This is a genomic window from Mesorhizobium sp. WSM3862, assembly GCF_002294985.1.
Lineage (GTDB): Bacteria > Pseudomonadota > Alphaproteobacteria > Rhizobiales > Rhizobiaceae > Mesorhizobium.
In genome coordinates, this window is the sequence record NZ_NSGE01000008.1 from 22,714 (window position 1) to 39,962 (window position 17,249).

15 protein-coding genes are annotated in these 17,249 nt (G+C 64.3%); 9 read left to right on the top strand and 6 right to left on the bottom strand.

Going from position 1 to position 17,249, the window contains the following annotated elements; all coding sequences use genetic code 11:
* Window positions 1-104: 104 nt before the first annotated feature.
* The 4 genes from CK224_RS22900 to CK224_RS22915 all read left to right on the top strand — a co-directional run bounded on the left by CK224_RS22900 (window position 105) and on the right by CK224_RS22915 (window position 3,401).
* Complete coding sequence (locus CK224_RS22900) at window positions 105-527, top strand: OsmC family protein (protein ID WP_095783462.1); 423 nt, start codon at window positions 105-107, stop codon at window positions 525-527.
* A gap of 5 nt (window positions 528-532) precedes the next feature.
* Window positions 533-1,060, top strand: coding sequence for a hypothetical protein (locus CK224_RS22905; RefSeq protein ID WP_095783336.1), 528 nt, complete (start codon window positions 533-535; stop codon window positions 1,058-1,060).
* Window positions 1,061-1,146: 86 nt separating this feature from the next.
* Window positions 1,147-2,577 (top strand): patatin-like phospholipase family protein, encoded by a 1,431-nt coding sequence (locus CK224_RS22910; protein ID WP_095783337.1) that lies wholly within the window; start codon window positions 1,147-1,149, stop codon window positions 2,575-2,577.
* An 80-nt stretch (window positions 2,578-2,657) separates the two neighbouring features.
* The gene (locus CK224_RS22915) at window positions 2,658-3,401 is read left to right on the top strand and encodes a 2OG-Fe(II) oxygenase (RefSeq protein WP_095783463.1); all 744 of its coding nucleotides are present in this window, start codon (window positions 2,658-2,660) and stop codon (window positions 3,399-3,401) included.
* Between the two features lie 28 nt (window positions 3,402-3,429).
* On the opposite strand, the gene CK224_RS22920 is transcribed toward CK224_RS22915, so the two are convergent.
* A complete protein-coding gene (locus CK224_RS22920) occupies window positions 3,430-3,705 on the bottom strand; it encodes a GYD domain-containing protein (protein ID WP_245426128.1) in 276 nt (91 codons plus the stop codon).
* 267 nt (window positions 3,706-3,972) lie between these two features.
* Between CK224_RS22920 and CK224_RS22925 the strand changes: the two genes are divergently transcribed.
* Entirely contained in the window at window positions 3,973-5,595 is a 1,623-nt protein-coding gene (locus CK224_RS22925; RefSeq protein ID WP_095780157.1) for an ABC-F family ATP-binding cassette domain-containing protein, read from the top strand.
* Window positions 5,596-5,754: 159 nt separating this feature from the next.
* Here CK224_RS22925 and htpG read toward each other — a convergent pair whose 3' ends face one another.
* From htpG to groES, 3 genes are all read right to left on the bottom strand, one after another.
* The gene (gene htpG, locus CK224_RS22930) at window positions 5,755-7,647 is read right to left on the bottom strand and encodes a molecular chaperone HtpG (protein WP_095783338.1); all 1,893 of its coding nucleotides are present in this window, start codon (window positions 7,645-7,647) and stop codon (window positions 5,755-5,757) included.
* Between the two features lie 271 nt (window positions 7,648-7,918).
* Window positions 7,919-9,547 (bottom strand): chaperonin GroEL, encoded by a 1,629-nt coding sequence (gene groL / locus CK224_RS22935; protein WP_066992865.1) that lies wholly within the window; start codon window positions 9,545-9,547, stop codon window positions 7,919-7,921.
* Window positions 9,548-9,599: 52 nt separating this feature from the next.
* Window positions 9,600-9,914: a co-chaperone GroES gene (gene groES / locus CK224_RS22940; protein WP_066992870.1), complete on the bottom strand. Its 315-nt coding sequence runs from the start codon at window positions 9,912-9,914 to the stop codon at window positions 9,600-9,602.
* Between the two features lie 347 nt (window positions 9,915-10,261).
* Between groES and CK224_RS22945 the strand changes: the two genes are divergently transcribed.
* From CK224_RS22945 to CK224_RS22955, 3 genes are all read left to right on the top strand, one after another.
* Entirely contained in the window at window positions 10,262-10,732 is a 471-nt protein-coding gene (locus CK224_RS22945) for an Hsp20 family protein (protein WP_095783339.1), read from the top strand.
* 104 nt (window positions 10,733-10,836) lie between these two features.
* The gene (locus CK224_RS22950; protein ID WP_067322042.1) at window positions 10,837-11,346 is read left to right on the top strand and encodes an Hsp20/alpha crystallin family protein; all 510 of its coding nucleotides are present in this window, start codon (window positions 10,837-10,839) and stop codon (window positions 11,344-11,346) included.
* A gap of 377 nt (window positions 11,347-11,723) precedes the next feature.
* Window positions 11,724-13,151: a hypothetical protein gene (locus CK224_RS22955; RefSeq protein WP_095783340.1), complete on the top strand. Its 1,428-nt coding sequence runs from the start codon at window positions 11,724-11,726 to the stop codon at window positions 13,149-13,151.
* Between the two features lie 42 nt (window positions 13,152-13,193).
* Here the strand turns inward: CK224_RS22955 and CK224_RS22960 are convergent, their stop codons facing one another.
* Complete coding sequence (locus tag CK224_RS22960; RefSeq protein ID WP_095783464.1) at window positions 13,194-14,087, bottom strand: hypothetical protein; 894 nt, start codon at window positions 14,085-14,087, stop codon at window positions 13,194-13,196.
* A 555-nt stretch (window positions 14,088-14,642) separates the two neighbouring features.
* Here CK224_RS22960 and CK224_RS22970 point away from each other — a divergent pair.
* Complete coding sequence (locus CK224_RS22970) at window positions 14,643-16,199, top strand: serine hydrolase (RefSeq protein WP_095783341.1); 1,557 nt, start codon at window positions 14,643-14,645, stop codon at window positions 16,197-16,199.
* Window positions 16,200-16,265: 66 nt separating this feature from the next.
* Here the strand turns inward: CK224_RS22970 and CK224_RS22975 are convergent, their stop codons facing one another.
* Window positions 16,266-17,201 carry a hypothetical protein gene (locus CK224_RS22975; protein ID WP_066992882.1) on the bottom strand — a complete coding sequence of 312 codons (936 nt, stop codon included), beginning with the start codon at window positions 17,199-17,201 and terminating at the stop codon, window positions 16,266-16,268.
* Between the last annotated feature and the right edge of the window lie 48 nt (window positions 17,202-17,249).

The following is a 17,249-nucleotide window of genomic DNA, read 5'->3' on the forward strand; positions in this document are numbered from 1 at the left end:
GGACATCTCCTCGCACGAAGAGAACCGCAGCTGCACCCTGGATGGTTGCCGAGATAAATTCCCGTCCGCTATCAATGGCCTCCAAACCGGACGAAGGACATTCGATGAGCGAGCTGAAGATCAGAACGCGTGCGACCGGCGCCTCCGCCGTGCTGCCGCCGGGCGGCCTGCCGGCGGTAACGACGCCGACCGGCGGCACGGTCGACGTGGTGACTGCGGTCAGCGCGCCGGGCTTCAACCCGCTCGACCTGCTCTATGCCTCCTTGGCCGCCTGCATGGTGCTGAGCGCCCGCATCGCCGCCACCCGCCTCGGCGTCGCCGACCGGCTTGGCGAGGTGAAGGCGGATGTCGGCGGCGAGAAGGCGAAGGACGAGCCGGCGCGGGTCGAGACATTCACCATCAGGCTGCAGATCGCAGGCGATCTCGACGCGGCGACCAAGCAGCGCATCGTCGAGGACGCCGAGACGATCTGCACCGTCTCCAACACGCTGCGCGGCGCGCCGGCGCTGCACGCGATGCTGGGGTGAGGGGCGTGGCGCATCTCTCTGCGATCGACTATGCGACCGCCTCCGACGAAATCCGCGCCGAGCATGACCGGGAGCTTGCGCTGCGCGGCCGCATGACCAACATGAAGCGCATCCTGCTTCACTCGCCGGCCGCGCACCGCATCTATGCCGAATGGTTCACGCTGCGCGATCTCCTGCGTCCGACGCTCGAAGACCGAGCGATCTGGCTGTTTTCGAAGGTGATCGCCGAGACGATGCGCGCCGAGATCCCGGTCACCTTCTTCCGTCGCGCGCTGATCGATTCCGGCCTCGATCCGGATCTGATTGAACCCAGCCCCGACGAAGCGCGGCTGATGTCCTTCGGCAGGGCGCTCGCCGCCGACGCCAATGCCGTTGCCGACGAGACCTGGGCCGCGCTCAAGGCCCGCTACGACGAAACGTTGCTCGTCAACCTCGTCGCCTTCGCCGGCATCATGGTGGCGACCTGCGTCTTCACCAATGGAGTGAAGGTGGATCTCGATCCGGAACTGGAGGGGTACCGCCGGAACGCTTGAGGTGAAGGACCCCGGGGCTGGCCGTTGCCTTGCTCTGCCTGCTGCGCATAGACTGAGCCCGGGAACGAGCGATCGGGGGGACCTCGATGCGTTGGCGTGTGGGCTTGCTTGTGTTGGCAGCGGCTCTGCTGGCCGGATGCGTCGCCAATGACGTCGAGCCCATCAACACCCATGTGACGCAAGTCGGGCCTGGCTCGCCGGACTACCTTCCCGATGCTCCCGCCGACGGGTCGACCGTGGTCGCGCTGTCCTTCTCTGGCGGCGGCACGCGCGCCACCGCCTTCAGCTACGGCGTGCTTCGGGCGCTCGACGATGTCGTGGCCGGCAGCGGCGGGCGAGCGCATACGCTGATCGACGACGTGCGCGTCGTCGGCGGCGTTTCTGGCGGTGCGGTGACGGCGGCCTATCTCGGCTACAAAGGGCGTGGTTACCGCGAGCTTCGCGAGCGCTTCTTGCTGCGCGATGCTGAGAGCTCGCTGCACACCGCCAAGCTCGCTCCGGCCAATCTGGCGCGGCTGTGGAAAGGCGGCGTCAACGACCGCAACACCTTTGCCGCGTGGCTGGACAGGAACCTGTTCGACGGTGCCACATACAGCGCCTTCAGACGTCCCGGCGCCCCGCTGGTCTGGATCCACGCCTCCGACATCTACAACGGCACGGCCTTCGGCTTCACCTACGACCGCTTCGCGGCTATTTGCAGCGATCTCGACAGGCTTCGTATCGCCGATGCGGTGGCGGCCTCGGCGGCGTTCCCCGCGGTGTTCGCGCCGGTTGTCGTCTCGACGACCACGCCGACAACCAGATGCAACTACAAGCAGCCGGACTGGATCGAACGCGGTCTCAACGATCCGGAGGCACCGGAACGGGTCAAGGCCGCGGCTCGCGCCATGGAGTCCTACCAGAACAACGACCGCGTCAACTACATCAAGCTGCTCGACGGCGGATTGACCGACAACATCGCGGTGGTCGGCTTCGCGGAATCGCTCGACATCGCCGGCAGTCCGCACAGCCCGTTGTCGCCGCAGGCGGCGGTGAGGATGCGAACGCTGATCATGATCGTTGCCGATGCGGGCCGCAGGAAAGAACCCGACTGGGTCAAGGTCAAGCAGGGACCGGGCCTGGTCGACATGATCGACGCCACCGCCGGCACCTCGATCGCGTCCTCGGTGCGCGACGAATTCGATTCCCTCAAGCTCGAATTCCGGCTGTGGCGCGAAAAGCTGGTCAAATATCGCTGCAGCCTGCCGGCGGCGGCGGTAGCGCGCTACCGCGGCGGCCTGTCCGGCTGGAAGTGCCGCGACGTCCAGATGGTGGTTGAACTGGTCTCCTTCGCCGACCTGCCGCCAGACGAGGCAGCCGCGCTGAACGTCATCCCGACCCGGCTGAGGCTGACGCCGGAGCAGGTCGAGCGGACCATCCAGGCCGGCCGCGACGCGGTGCGCCTCAACCCGCGCCTGCAGCAGGCATTCCGCCGCGCTCAGGGTCGCGCGGGCTTCGTTGTGGCTGGTTCGCAGTAAGACCGCGCGCCATTTCCGCAGGAATCGGGTGGCCGCCGCTTCGCCTCCGCCCCACTTTGATGGCATCGAAGGAGGCGCTCATGACTGTCCATTCCCTCAACACCAAACGTGCCGGACGCTCCGCCGAATCCCGTGTCGCCGCGCAGGACTGGCGCGCGCTCGTCTCCGAGCTCAACGCCCAGGGCTGCGCTGTCATACCCGGCCTGCTTTCGCCGGAGGAATGCGCCGAAATCGCCGCGCTCTATCCGCACGAAGAACATTTCCGCAGCCATGTGGTGATGGCGCGCCATGGCTTCGGCAGGGGCGAGTACCGCTATTTCCGTTATCCGCTGCCTGATCTGATCGAGGGCCTGCGCACTGCGCTTTATCCACGGCTCGCCGACGTCGCCAATGACTGGAACGAGAAGATGGGCGCCGCGCTCCGTTACCCTTCCGACCACGCCGCCTTCCTCAAGCGTTGCCACGACGAGGGCCAAACCAAGCCGACGCCGCTTCTGCTGCAATACGGCCCCGGCGACTTCAACTGTCTTCACCAGGATCTCTATGGCGCGCTCGCCTTTCCGCTGCAGGTGGCGATCCTGCTCTCCGAACCCGGCAAGGATTTCACCGGCGGCGAATTCGTGCTGACCGAGCAGCGCCCGCGCATGCAGAGCCGCGCCGAGGTGGTGCCGCTCAAGCGCGGCGACGCGGTGATCTTCGCCGTGCACAACCGGCCCGTGGAGGGCACGCGAGGTTACTATCGCGTCAACCTGCGCCACGGCGTCAGCCGCCTGCGCTCGGGCAGGCGACATACGCTCGGTATCATCTTCCACGACGCGAGGTGACACCCCTCCGAGGCGGCTTTTCTCGGCTCTACGTTCCAGGCCGCCGATAACGGATCGATTTCGCCCTGCTTAGCGCGTCCATCGTCTCCTCGACGCTGAGGAGGACGGTGGTCTCGCAGGAGCTGAGTGCCCCTCCGGCACCGATGGCGAGCACGACGGACGCCATCGAAACATTGTCCGGCGCCTCCCACAGGTTCCACCCGTCGTGTTCGCCGAACGCATACCAGAACCCGTGCAGCTTTCCGCCGACCGATTCTATGTATGAGCTGGCCGCCTTGCGGCGATCCTCGGGGTTTTCGATCATTCGCGCTCAGGTCTCGGGCGTGTAGCTGAAGCGCGTCAGGTACATGGCCATGGTTGACCTCCCTTACCAGAGCCCATCAAGTGGTTGGCTCCAGCACTAAGCGCTCGATCGGTCGGCGACGCCAATCAATTTCACTGCGGCTGGGTTCTGCCTCGAAGGAATAGCCGAGCGCGCGGATGCGGCGCTTCTGCCTCTTCCCTCCGCACCCTCATTCGCGTATGCCCCGGGCAAATCCCGCCATCTCAGCGCAGTTTCCCGGACCGTCCCATGATCCGTCTCGAAAATATCGGCAAGCAGAACGGCCGTCAGATTGTCTTCATCGAAGCCTCGGCCGCCCTGCAGAAGGGCGAGAAGGTCGGCCTCGTCGGCCCGAACGGCGCCGGCAAGACTACGCTCTTCCGCATGATCATCGGCCAGGAGCAGCCGGACGAAGGCCAAGTCTCGGTCGATCGCGGCGTTACCATCGGCTATTTCAGTCAGGATGTCGGTGACATGGAGGGGATGAGCGCCGTCGCCGAGGTGATGGAAGGCGCCGGCCCGGTGAGCGCCGTCGCAGCCGAGATGCGCGAGCTCGAGAACGCCATGGGCGATCCCGACCGCGCCGACGAGATGGACGCGATCATCGAGCGCTATGGCGAGTTGCAGCACCGCTTCGAGGAACTCGACGGCTATGCGCTCGACGGCCGCGCCCGCGAGGTGCTCGACGGCCTCGGCTTCTCCCAGGAGATGATGGACGGCGACGTTGCAAAACTCTCCGGCGGCTGGAAGATGCGCGTCGCGCTCGCCCGTATCCTGCTGATGCGGCCCGACGTCATGCTGCTCGACGAGCCGAGCAACCATCTCGATCTTGAGAGCCTGATCTGGCTGGAGAAATTCCTCAAGGACTATGACGGCGCGCTGCTGATGACCTCGCATGACCGCGAGTTCATGAACCGCATCGTTTCGAAGGTGATCGAGATCGACGCCGGCGGGCTCACCTCCTATTCCGGCAACTACGAATTCTACCAGGAGCAGCGGGCGCTGGCCGACAAGCAGCTGCAGGCGCAGTTCGACCGCCAGCAGGCGATGCTTGCCAAGGAGATCGCCTTCATCGAGCGCTTCAAGGCGCGCGCCTCGCACGCCGCCCAGGTGCAGAGCCGGGTGAAGAAGCTCGACAAGATCGACCGCATCGAGCCGCCCAAGCGTCGCCAGACGGTGGCCTTCGAGTTCCAGCCTGCGCCGCGCTGCGGCGAGGACGTGGCGACGCTGAAGGGCATCCACAAATCCTATGGCAGCCGCTCGATCTATGCCGGCCTCGACTTCCAGATCCGCCGCCGCGAGCGCTGGTGCGTGATGGGCGTCAACGGCGCCGGCAAGTCGACGCTTTTGAAGCTCGTGGCCGGCGCCTCCGAGCCGGATGAGGGCTCGGTGGCGCGCGGTCCGAGCGTCAAGATGGGCTATTTCGCCCAGCACGCCATGGAACTGCTCGACGGCGAGCGCACCGTGTTTCAGACGCTGGAAGACAATTTCCCGCAGGCCGGCCAGGCGCCGCTCAGGGCTTTAGCCGGCTGCTTCGGCTTTTCCGGCGACGAGATCGAGAAGAAGTGCCGCGTGCTCTCGGGCGGCGAGAAGGCAAGGCTGGTCATGGCGCTGATGCTGTTCGATCCGCCGAACCTTCTGGTGCTCGACGAGCCGACCAACCACCTCGACATGGCGACCAAGCAGATGCTGATCGAGGCGCTGGCGCAATATGAAGGCACGATGCTGTTCGTCTCGCACGACCGCCATTTCCTGTCCGCACTATCGAACCGCGTGCTGGAGCTCACGCCGGATGGCATCCACACCTATGGCGGCGGCTATACGGAATATGTCGCCAGGACGGGGCAAGAGGCACCGGGGCTGAGGGGGTAGGGCGGCGCTCTGACCTCCGAGCGTAGTAGCGTGGAGAAGCCTTGACCCGTCGGCAGGACAGAGGGGGCGCGAAGAATCGCGACCGATCTCACCCTTGCGCCACCTCCTCGTGAGAAGTCACGGCAGGATCCGGGCTCCGTGAGGCGCCCAACGCCCCCACTACTCCCTCGCCAAACCGCGCTCGATCAGGCGAGCAAGCCGCGCCGAAAACGCCCTGGCATCGGCCGGCTTGTCGCCGTCCAGCACGCGCGCCTCGTCGTAAAGCAGATGCGCGGCGTCTTCCTTGAAAGCGCGCTCGCCGTCGCCGAGCTTCGCCAGCGCCGTGACGCGCTCGTGCCGCGGGTTGATCTCGAGGATCGGCTTCGCCGCCTTGTCGAGGCGGCCGGCCGCGTTGAGCAGCCGCTCGAACTGGCGGTCGGGACCGTGCTCGGGCGCGACCAGGCAGACCGCGCTTTCAGTCAGGCGGTCGGAGGCCTTCACGTCCGAGACCTCGTCTCCCAGCGCCGTCTTCACGAAGGCCAGGAAGGTCGCGATTTCGGACGAGATTTCGGCATCCGGCTTGGACGCAGTGTCGAGCAGCGTGATCTCCGACAGTTCGGCCGCGCCCTGCGTTACCGATCTGAACGGCTTGCCGTCGAATTCCGGCGCCATCGTCGTCCAGAAACTGTCGACCGGATCGGTCAAAAGCAGCACTTCGATACCGCGCGCCCGGAACCCTTCGAGCTGCGGCGAGGCCTCGAGCCGGGCGCGGTCTTCCCCGGCCATGAAGAAGATCGCCTTCTGCCCTTCCTTCATTGCGGCGACATAATCGGCCAGGCTGCGCAGCGCTTCGCCGGAAGCGGTCGAGCGGAAGCGGGCGAGCTTCAGCAGCTGCTCGCGCCGCTCGTAGTCCTCGTAGAGCCCCTCCTTGAGCACGACGCCGAAATTCTCCCAGATCTTGGCGTAGGCCTCGGCATCGTTATCGGCCGTTTTAGCGAGGTCGCCGAGGACGCGGTTGGTGACACCCTTGCGGATCGCGGCGAGCAGCGGGCTTTCCTGGATCATCTCGCGCGAGACGTTGAGCGGCAGATCGGCGGAATCGACCAGGCCGCGGACGAAGCGCAGATAGCGCGGCAACACGTCGGCATCGTCGGTGATGAAGACGCGCCGCACGTAGAGCTTCATACGACCCTTGCGGTCCTGGTCGAAGAGATCGAACGGACGCGAGCCCGGCACGAAGGCAAGCGCGCTGTATTCGTGCCGACCCTCGGCGCGGAAGTGGATGGTGGCGGCCGGCTCGTCATACTGGCCGGCGATGCTGCGGTAGAAGTCGGTATATTCCTCGGGCTTTATGTCGCTCTTCGGCCTCACCCAGAGCGCCGTGCCGTCGGCGATATCGCGCGGCTCGGCGCCCGGCTTCTCAACAAGCGTGATCGGCACCGGCACGTGGCCGGACTGCGACTTCGCCAGCCCTTCGAGCCGGTAAGGCGTGGTGTAGGAACTCGCATCGTCCATCAGATGCAGCACGACGCGCGTGCCGCGCCTGGGAGCTGCCGCAAGCGGCACGGGAGCGATCTCGTAGGTGCCCTTGCCGTCGGAAGACCAGCGCCAGGCTTCCTCGCTGCCGGCCTGCCGGCTGATGACATCGACATGATCGGCCACCATGAAAGCGGAGTAGAAGCCGACGCCGAACTGGCCGATGAGTTGCGAGTCCTCAGTCGCCTTGCCGGCCTCGACGCGCTCGATGAAGGCACGGGTGCCGGAGCGTGCTATGGTGCCCAGAGCCTCGGCCATCTCCTCGCGGCCCATGCCGATGCCGTTGTCCTCGACGGCAAGCTGCTTGTTGTCGGGGTCGGCCGAAATGGTGATGCGCGGCTTTGCGTCCTCGCCCAGCAGCTCGGGACGGGTGATCGCTTCGAAGCGCAGCTTCTCGCACGCGTCCGCGCCGTTGGAGATCAGCTCGCGCAGGAAGACTTCCCGGTCCGAATAGACCGAATGCACCATCATGTGCAGCAGCCGCGAGACATCCGCCTCGAATGTCCTGGTTTCCGTCGTCTTGGTATCCGTCGTCATTCAGAATCTTCCCACATAGTAACTCTGGCCCGTCGCGCCGCGGCGTGTCGAAGCTGCCGATCTCCGCCGATGAGGGGAGATGTCCGACAGGACAAAGGGGGCGCTCCCGCCAGCCGATCTGTCGCGGAGTGCTTTCTCGCTTTTCCGGTTCTTGTCAATTCAGAAGGGTGCCGTTTCCCTCGCGCTCCCTTTTGCCCTGCCGACCAATCTCCCCCAATTTGAACCCTGTCGGGGGAGATTGGCTGTGTCGGCGCCGCGCCTCCCCAGCGTCCTAGAAGTCCATGCCGGCGCCGGCGGGCATGGCGGGTGCCGCTTCCTTCTTCGGCTTCTCGGCGACCATCGCCTCGGTGGTGACGAGCAGGCCGGCGATCGAGGCTGCATCCTGCAGCGCGGTGCGCACGACCTTGGCCGGATCGATAACGCCCTGGCTGAAAAGATCGCCATATTCGCCGGTCTGGGCGTTCCAGCCATAGGCGAAATCGGTCTTCTCGCGCAGCTTGCCGACGATGATCGAGCCTTCCGCCCCGCTGTTCTCGGCGATCTGACGCGCCGGCGCCTCGATGGCGCGCCGCACGATGTCGACGCCGTATCTCTGGTCGGGGTTGTCGGCAGCCACCGCGTCGAGCGCATTGGCGGCCCTGAGCAGCGCCACGCCGCCGCCCGGAAGAATGCCTTCCTCGACCGCCGCGCGCGTCGCATGCATGGCATCGTCGACGCGGTCCTTGCGCTCCCTGACCTCGACCTCCGTCGAACCGCCGACGCGGATCACAGCCACGCCGCCGGCGAGCTTGGCCAGACGCTCCTGCAGCTTCTCGCGATCGTAGTCCGAGGTGGTCTCCTCGATTTGCGCCTTGATCTGCGCGACGCGGCCCTGGATCTCCTCCTTCTTGCCGGCGCCATCGACGATCGTGGTGTTCTCCTTCTCGACCACCACTTTCTTGGTGCGGCCGAGCATCTCCAGCGTGACGTTCTCAAGCTTGATGCCGAGATCCTCGCTGATAGCGGTGCCGCCGGTGAGGATGGCGATGTCCTCCAGCATGGCCTTGCGGCGGTCGCCGAAGCCCGGAGCCTTGACGGCCGCAACCTTCAGGCCGCCGCGCAGCTTGTTGACCACCAGCGTCGCGAGCGCCTCGCCCTCGACATCCTCCGCGATGATGAGCAGGGGCTTCGCCGACTGAACCACCGCCTCCAGAACCGGCAGCAGCGCCTGCAGGTTGGAAAGCTTCTTCTCGTGGATCAGCACATAGGGCTCTTCGAGCTCGACGCGCATCTTATCCTGATTGGTGATGAAGTAAGGCGAGAGATAACCGCGATCGAACTGCATGCCTTCGACCACTTCCAGCTCGGTGTCGGCGGTCTTGGCTTCCTCGACGGTGATGACGCCCTCGTTGCCGACCTTCTGCATCGCCTCAGCAAGGAAACGGCCGATCTCGGCATCACCATTGGCCGAAATCGTGCCGACCTGGGCGATCTCGTCATTTCTGGTCACCTTGCGGGCGTTGGTCTTCAACTCCTGAACAATAGCCTCGACGGCTTTGTCGATGCCGCGCTTCAGATCCATGGGATTCATGCCGGCGGCAACGGCCTTGGCACCTTCCCTGACGATGGCCTGGGCGAGAACGGTCGCGGTGGTCGTGCCGTCGCCGGCGATATCGCTGGTTTTCGAGGCGACCTCGCGCACCATCTGCGCGCCCATGTTCTCGAACTTGTCCTCGAGCTCGATCTCCTTGGCGACAGTGACGCCGTCCTTGGTGATGCGCGGAGCGCCGAACGACTTGTCGATGACGACATTGCGGCCCTTAGGGCCGAGGGTGACTTTCACCGCGTCGGCGAGAATATTGACGCCGCGCAACATGCGGTCGCGGGCGTCGGAATGGAATTTCACTTCCTTGGCAGCCATTGGAACACTCCTTCAGCAGGCAGCTTTCATTCACCGGATCGGGTGGGCCGGTTCAAGCCGCTTTTCCCAACGCCGATGTCTGCTCGACCACACCCATCACGTCGCTTTCCTTCATGATGAGCAGGTCTTCACCGTTGAGCTTGATTTCGGTGCCGGACCACTTGCCGAACAGGATGCGGTCGCCGACTTTGACGTCGAGGGGAATGAGCTTGCCGCTCTCGTCGCGCGCGCCGGAACCGACGGCGATGATCTCGCCTTCCTGCGGCTTCTCCTTCGCCGTGTCCGGGATGATGATGCCGCCGGCCGTCTTCTCCTCGGCCTCGACGCGGCGGACCAGAACGCGGTCATGCAATGGATGGAACTTCATATCGTTCTCCTTCGGGACAAACAGATTTTGAGAGGTTCCTCCACTCCGGACCGGAAGGACCGGAGCGGGGCTCGCGATCCTTTTCGGCCTCGCGCATGTGGATTTGGTTTTGCACGCGCCGGTTTCAAGAGGCCGCAAGAAATTTTTTGGCACTCGCAACAGCCGAGTGCTAGCGCCGTGAAAACAAAGGTAATTATGCAGCTTTGACGGGCACGTCCCGGACCCTTGACGGCAAAGGAATCAATTCCCAAATCGAACCTGCCGGCGCCTGAAGTGGCCGGCAAGGTCAAGGAGCGCCGCTGCCTTGGCGCTCCTCGTATCTATGTTGCTCAATGGAGGATGTAGCTATGAGAACCAGTTTCGACTTTTCTCCCCTGTTCCGGTCGAGCATCGGCTTCGATCGAATGCTGAACGCGCTCGAGACCGCAAGCCGCATCGAAACCGCTGACAACTGGCCGCCCTACGATATCGCCAAGAGCGGCGAGGACGACTACCGCATCACCATGGCCCTGGCAGGCTTCAGCCAGGACGAACTGGCCATTACCCAGGAGCAGAACATGCTGATGGTTTCTGGCCAAAAGGCAGGCGAGGACAACGGCGAGTACCTGCATCGCGGCATTGCCGGCCGCGCATTCCAGCGTCGCTTCGAGCTTGCCGATCACGTCAAGGTCGTCGATGCGAGCCTCGTCAACGGCCTGCTGACAATCGACCTCAAACGCGAGATCCCGGAAGAAATGAAGCCGCGCCGGATCGAGATCACGGCGGACAAATCATCGCCAAAGGCCGCGACAAAGAAAATCGAGGCCGAGGCGGCCTGAGCCTTCTCGCCGCGCTTTGCGCCAAGCGCCGGGTGATGTTCCCGGCGCTTGAGGGCATTGTCTTCCGGATGAACAGAAAGGAGATGAACAGAAAGGAGGAAAAAATGAGTGTTCGTGATCTGATTCCCTGGGGCCGAAACAATGGCAACCAGGTTCCAAGTGTCTTCCGCGACGGCGAACGCGATCCTTTCCTGTCGCTGCATCGCGAGGTGAATCGGCTGTTCGACGACGTCTTCCGGGGTTTCGGTTCCGGCTTGCCATCCCTAGGCGGCGTATCAGCCTTTGGTGCCGGCTGGCCGAGCGTTGAGATCTCCGACAACGAGAAGGAGATCAAGGTGGCGGCCGAAGTCCCGGGCCTGGACGAGAAGGACATCGAGGTGCTGCTTGATGATGGCGTGCTGACGCTGAAGGGTGAAAAGCGCTCCGAGACGGAGGACAAGGAGCGGCAGTTCTCCGAGCGCATCTATGGCCGCTTCGAGCGTCGAATCCCGCTGGGCTACGAGATCGAAGAAGACAAGATCGATGCCCGCTTCAAGAACGGCGTGCTGACGGTAATGCTGCCCAAGACCGCGAAGGCACAGTCGCAGGCCAAGCGTATCGAAATCAAGAGCTGATGCCTGGATGCAGGGGTTGGACCGACGGGTCCGGCCCCTGCGGCATGACGGAACCTCGGCGCTAGATGGAACGGCCAACGCTGGCGTGGGTGCTGGCTGGAGCGTGGAACGGCTCCCTTTCCAACGAGTGATCCGCCCGCAGCGAGGCGCCAGATGCTCGCTTGCGGCTCGATGACGTGCGGCCGACGCAGGCCATTCTAACCGTTTACCGCGCTGAGCGCAGATGCCGCTGACGGAACACCGCGCAAGCCTCTGGAAATCCGTGATAACCTTAATTCCTTCCTTCTTTTGGTCAGGCTTCCCGTACGGAACGTTAAGGGCTAGATTAGCAATTCGTTAAGTAATACGGCGGGTGTGAGCGTAACAGGTGTGCCGTTATGAATTTCAAATCCCTGATCAAACGGGCCGAGGACGTAGACAAGGAATTTCAAGAGCTCCAGTCGGATCTGGCTGAGGCTTTCGAAGAATGTCTTTCGGCTGACGAAGAGACGTCCCCGGGATACGATTCTGCCGCCGACCTGGCGGCAAGCGAGGAGGATCCGCCGGGCGAGACCCAGTCCGAGGCTTCCGCCTCCCGGCTGACGCCGCACACCCAGACACGGTTGGCCGCCTTGGAAGCCGTTTCCGGACTCTTCCGCGACGGACAGGGTCATCTGGAGGAGATCGGGTCAAGGCTGGCCGAGATCGCCACAGCGCACCACATGACGCGCGATATCCTGAACGCCCTGCATCGCGATGCGCTGCGCGCCAATGAGCTGGAGCTGGAGAACGCCGCTCTGGGCGCCGAACACAAGGCCTTGTCGGAACAATTGCTTGACGCTACGCGCAAGCAGCGCGAACGCGACGGCGCGGCCGAGGCCTGGCAGCAGCGCGAGGCAAGTCTCGTCCAGGACAGGGAGTCGCTGCGCGAGGCGCTTGCAGCGGTGCGGCTCGAAATGGTCGAGATGGGCAATGAGAGCGCCAGGCGCGAGGCTGAGTTCGGTGAGATCGTCAAGACCCTGACGGCCAAGACCGTCGAAGCCGACAGGCGCGCTGTCGAGAACAAGCTGCTGCGCGAGAAGCAGGTCGGGCTTTCGATCGAGCTGGAGCAGGCGCAAAAGCGCGAGGCCGAGGCCCGGCACAAATTCGACGAGTTCGCGGCGACCCACGCCAACGAAGCCACGCGCGTTGCCGAACTGATGGCCCAACTCGGTAGCCACGAGAAGGAGGAGGCCCGGCTGCAGAAATCGTTGGAGACGACGCAGGCCAAGCTTGCCGAGGTAACCGAAGCCGCCCGCATTGCCGAAAGCGATGGCGCGGCGGAGCTTGCGCGGAGCCGGGCGGAGCTGCGCGGCTTGCGCTCCGAAATCCAGGAGCTGCAATCGCGGCTCGAGCAGGCCTCCATCGACAAGACCGATGCGGTCGCCGAGGCGACAGGACTGAGGGCGCAGTTGAATGACGCCGTGACCGAGCGGCAGATCGCGGAAGAGAAGCTTGCCGTTCTCAGGAACGAGAGCGAATTGGACAAGAAGAATTTGTCGGTGATCAGCACCAATCTCTCGCAGCTATCGCTGCAGCAGGCGTCGGAGCAGATCCAGCTCGATATCCAGAAACAGGAATGCGAGGACCTGCGCGCCGAGGTCGAGACGCTGAATACCCGCATCAAGGAGCTGCTGCCTTACGAGCGGCTGCACAGGGTGACGGACGCCCGGGCTCGGCAGGATGTTGTGCCCGTGACGAATGGGCATGTCACCAACGGGCATATCGTGGAGCCGGCGCGGCCCACCGCCAGGCGCCGGCGCAACATGAGGGCCGCCGCGAGCTGAGGGAAGGATGTCTAGCCAGCTCGGCGCCTCACCGCTCTGGGCCTACTTCCCGGTCATCCGGTCAGCAAGCTGCTGGGCCTCGGCAAGCAGTGCCGGGAAGGCCGGATCGCCCGGCAGGCGCTCGCCCATGCAGGCGCGATAATCGCCGTCGCCTTTTTCCCAGGCGGCGTTGGCGGAATCATAGGCCTGCTGGTCCTTCAGGTCCGAGTTCTGATAGGTCTGCTGAAATTTCTGGGCAGCCGCGTCCGCCGCGGTCCAAAGCGCCTCGCAGGCCGCGATCTTCGGCACGGCCGGTGACGCGGGCGCCTCGGCGATCAGGACGCGGTCGCCCTTTACCACCGCGACGACGACCTGCTGGTCGTAGATCGGTCCGACATCCTGCGTCCAGCCGCCGAGCCGCGCGACGGCGATATCGGCGCCTTCGGGCTTCTTCAGCGAAAAGTCGAGCGTCTTCACGAATGCGGCGTCGCTGCCGATAGCCTGGGTATAGAAGGCGTCTAGCTTGAGCGCCTCGTCGATGCCGGCGGGCAGCCGGAGGCTTTCATCCTCCTCGTCAGCCTTGGACCGCAGCCAGCGCTCGACCAGCCCGCGTGTCGTCGCGACGATGCTCGGGCCGGCGTCGCTCTTGGCGTAGCGCAGCCCGTCCAGCATGCCAAAGCCAATATCGGAGGCGCTCAGGCTCTGCAGATTGATCGTGCCGGTTGCCGGAAAATCCTTGACCGAAAGCGGGCCGAGAACGGCGGAAAGACGCTTTTCCAGATCGGCCAGCGCCTTGGTGTTGGCAGCATCGAGCGTCTCCACTTCCGCGTTCGAGCTCTCTTGCGCCGCGATGTCGGAAATCGCCTTGTTGCGCGCGGCGATATAGTCGTCCTCCGGCGATGCCGCGAAAACCACGCCGCTCGCCAGCGCGAACGAAAACGCCCAGACCAGCCGCATTCTATAACCCCAATTCAAACCAAAGCCCTTGTGGCCTTCGCCTGACTTGTCGGCTTTTGCGTGGCGGAATCCCCGGGAGGACCCGAATTTTATCCGGCCTTCCGCTTCTCTACCTCCGCCTTCCTCAGCAGGAACCGCTGGATCTTGCCGCTCGATGTCGGCGAGGAGGTGAGGCACGCCGCGACAGTTGCGCTCTACGGCGCTACCCTCTGCCCTGCCGGACATCTCCCCCACGAGGGGAGAGATTGGCAGTGCCGCTGACGGCTCTCCCTTTGCACCGTCGATGATTGGCGAAAGCCGGCGCCACATCTGATCTCCCCCCAAGTGGGGGAGATGTCCGGCAGGACAGAGGGGCGAAGGAACGCAAGCTTTCGTGTCCAGAGCACAGTCATGATGTCGGGGACGGACCTTCTAAGGCGGGCGCAGGCCCAGAGGTGAGGGACGCACCCGGCGCCACACCAGTCGATTGGGAGGATGATCAGGGCGGCGCAGGGCTTGGCCAGGCCGGTGCCGGCCTGTACAATCTTAGGGTGAATGCAGGGAAGGGAGCGCGCGATGCGGCTTGGTCGGGATCTCTGTCATTTGACGGTTTTGGCCTTCATCGCCGGAGTGGCGCTTTGGCCGCACGCGGCATCGGCCGATCCCGTCACGCCCGCGCGCATCGCCGCCGCCTTGCCGAAGCTCGAAGCGCTGGCGCAAGCCGCCGTCGCCGATGGTGCCGTCCCCGGCCTTGCCATCGGCGTCGTGCATGACGACAAGGTGATCTTCCTCAAGGGTTTCGGGCATCGCGAAGCCGGCAGACCGGAGCCGGTCGACGCCGACACGGTGTTCCAGATCGCCTCCCTTTCGAAGCCGATCTCGGCTACCGTCGTGGCCGCGCTGGTCAGCGACGGGGTGGTATCCTGGGATTCGAAGATCGCCGACCTCGATCCGGCCTTCCGCCTTGCCGATCCCTATCCCACCGGCGAACTCACCATCCGCGATCTTTTCACGCATCGCAGCGGCCTTCCCGGCACTGCCGGAGACGACCTTGAGGGCATCGGCTACGACCGCGCCGAAATCCTTCGCCGCCTCCGCTTTGTGTCGCCATCATCGAGCTTTCGCGCCGGCTATTCCTACAGCAATTTCGGGCTGACCGAGGGTGCCGTGGCGGCCGCGAAGCCGACAGGCAAGCCCTGGGAGACGGTCGCGGAGGAAAAGCTCTACCGCCCGCTTGGAATGGCAGCGACCAGCTCCCGTCACGCGGACTTCATCAGCCGCGCCAATCGCGCCGCGCTGCATGTCAAAATCGACGGCGTCTGGGCCGCAAAGGTCAAGCGCAATGTCGATCCTCAGGCGCCGGCGGGCGGCGTGAATTCCAGCGCGCGCGATCTCATGCAATGGATGCGCCTGGTGCTCGGCGACGGGGTTTATGCCGGCCGGACGCTGATTGCTTCCGATGCGCTGCGACAGACGCATCTGCCTCACATGGCGCTCGGCCGCAATCCCGTAACCGGAGGCGAGTCTTTCTATGGCCTCGGCTGGAATATTGATTTCGGCCGGCACGGCCTGAGCTGGGGCCATGCAGGCGCCTTCAGCGTCGGTGCGCGTACGGTGGCGACGCTGTTTCCGCAGGAGAAGCTTGGCATCGTTATCCTTACGAACGCCTTCCCGACCGGTGTCCCGGAAGGGTTGTCCGACAGCTTTGCCGATCTGGTCTTCGACGGAAAAGTCGAAAAGGACTGGGTCGAGGCCTGGGACGGAATCTATGCCGGGATGCTGGGTCCGGCGATCGCCGCGGCCAAGGCCGAATATGCCGCGCCACCGTCTCCGCCAAGGCCGGCCCGGCCGGCCAGCGCCTATTCCGGCCGCTACGCCAACGACTTCATCGGCGACGCGACCGTGTCGAGCGCGGGCGACGGCCTTGTGCTCGAGGTCGGGCCGGCCGGAGCGCGGTCCTATTCGCTGACGCATTTCGACGGCGATCTTTTCCTGACCCATCCCGACGCCGAGACGCCGGACCGGCCGGCGGGCGTGAGCTTCGTCGTCGGCCCCGATGGTAAGGCTTCGGCGATCACGATCGAGTTCCTCGACGACAATCGTCTTGGCAGGCTGCAGCGGGTGGGTGACTGATCGCTTCACCCAGAGCCGTGCGGCTATTCTGGGTGAACGACAGTATCAAAACAAAGACCAGCGGGCTCAGGATGCCTGCCCGTAGCGGAGCAGCTTGAAGCAGTCGCCGCTGCCCGACTTCGTCTGCGTCAGCACCGGTTTCGCGCGGTCGATCCATTCCTGCTGCGATTTGGTGTCGGTCTCGATCGCATCGACCGGTGCAAGGGCGACGAAACTCTTTCCCTTGCTGAACAGCCAGCAGGCGCGGGCGAGAAACCGCCTGCTGCGCTGGCGCAGCAGGTCGGCGTCATAGAGGATGTCGAGCACCTCGTGCTTGATCTTCGGTTCCTTGTCGGGCTTGGCGACCGCGGCTTCGACCGCCTCGTCGCCGATCGCCTCATGCAGGTCCTTGTAGTCGAGGGCTAGCTGCGTCGTCGCGTATTTGATCTCGTTCTCGTCGCGGACGATGTTGAACCACAGCGTCGGATCGATCTCGTTGACGACAAAGGTGGCTTCGAGGTCGCGCGACAGGTTCAGGATTTCGAAGTCTCGAACATCGACATCACGTTCGACCAGCAGGATCTTTTCGACCTGCTTGGCGAGCTCCGTTCCCCTGGCGGTGATCGCGGCGTTGCTTCCGCCGTGTTCGGGGCCGACATAGGCGCTGCCCTCATCCAGTATCTCGTCGAACTCGCCCAGCGTTTCGATGACCGGGGCGCCGCGGGCAACGCGCGCCGCCAGTTTGGCGAGAACCTGCTGCAGCTCGGTCTCGCGCTTGCGCTGGTCCTGATAGTTCTGCTGGAAGAAGAAGATGAACAGAGAAACGCCGATGCCGATCAGGATCACGCCCAGCTGCGAAAAGATGTTGCGGTAATATTCCAGCAGCTTTTCGCGATGGCGCAGTTCCTCGCGCACGCTGTGCGCCACGCGCAGATTGACGATCAGCGAAATGATCAGCAGCCCGGCGCCGACCAGGATGAGTCCACCGATGAGAAGGTAGCCATGGCCTGCGCTGAAATCCATTCGTGTCCCCCGAAGCCTGCGCCAAATTAGCGCCAATTTCGTCGCGCT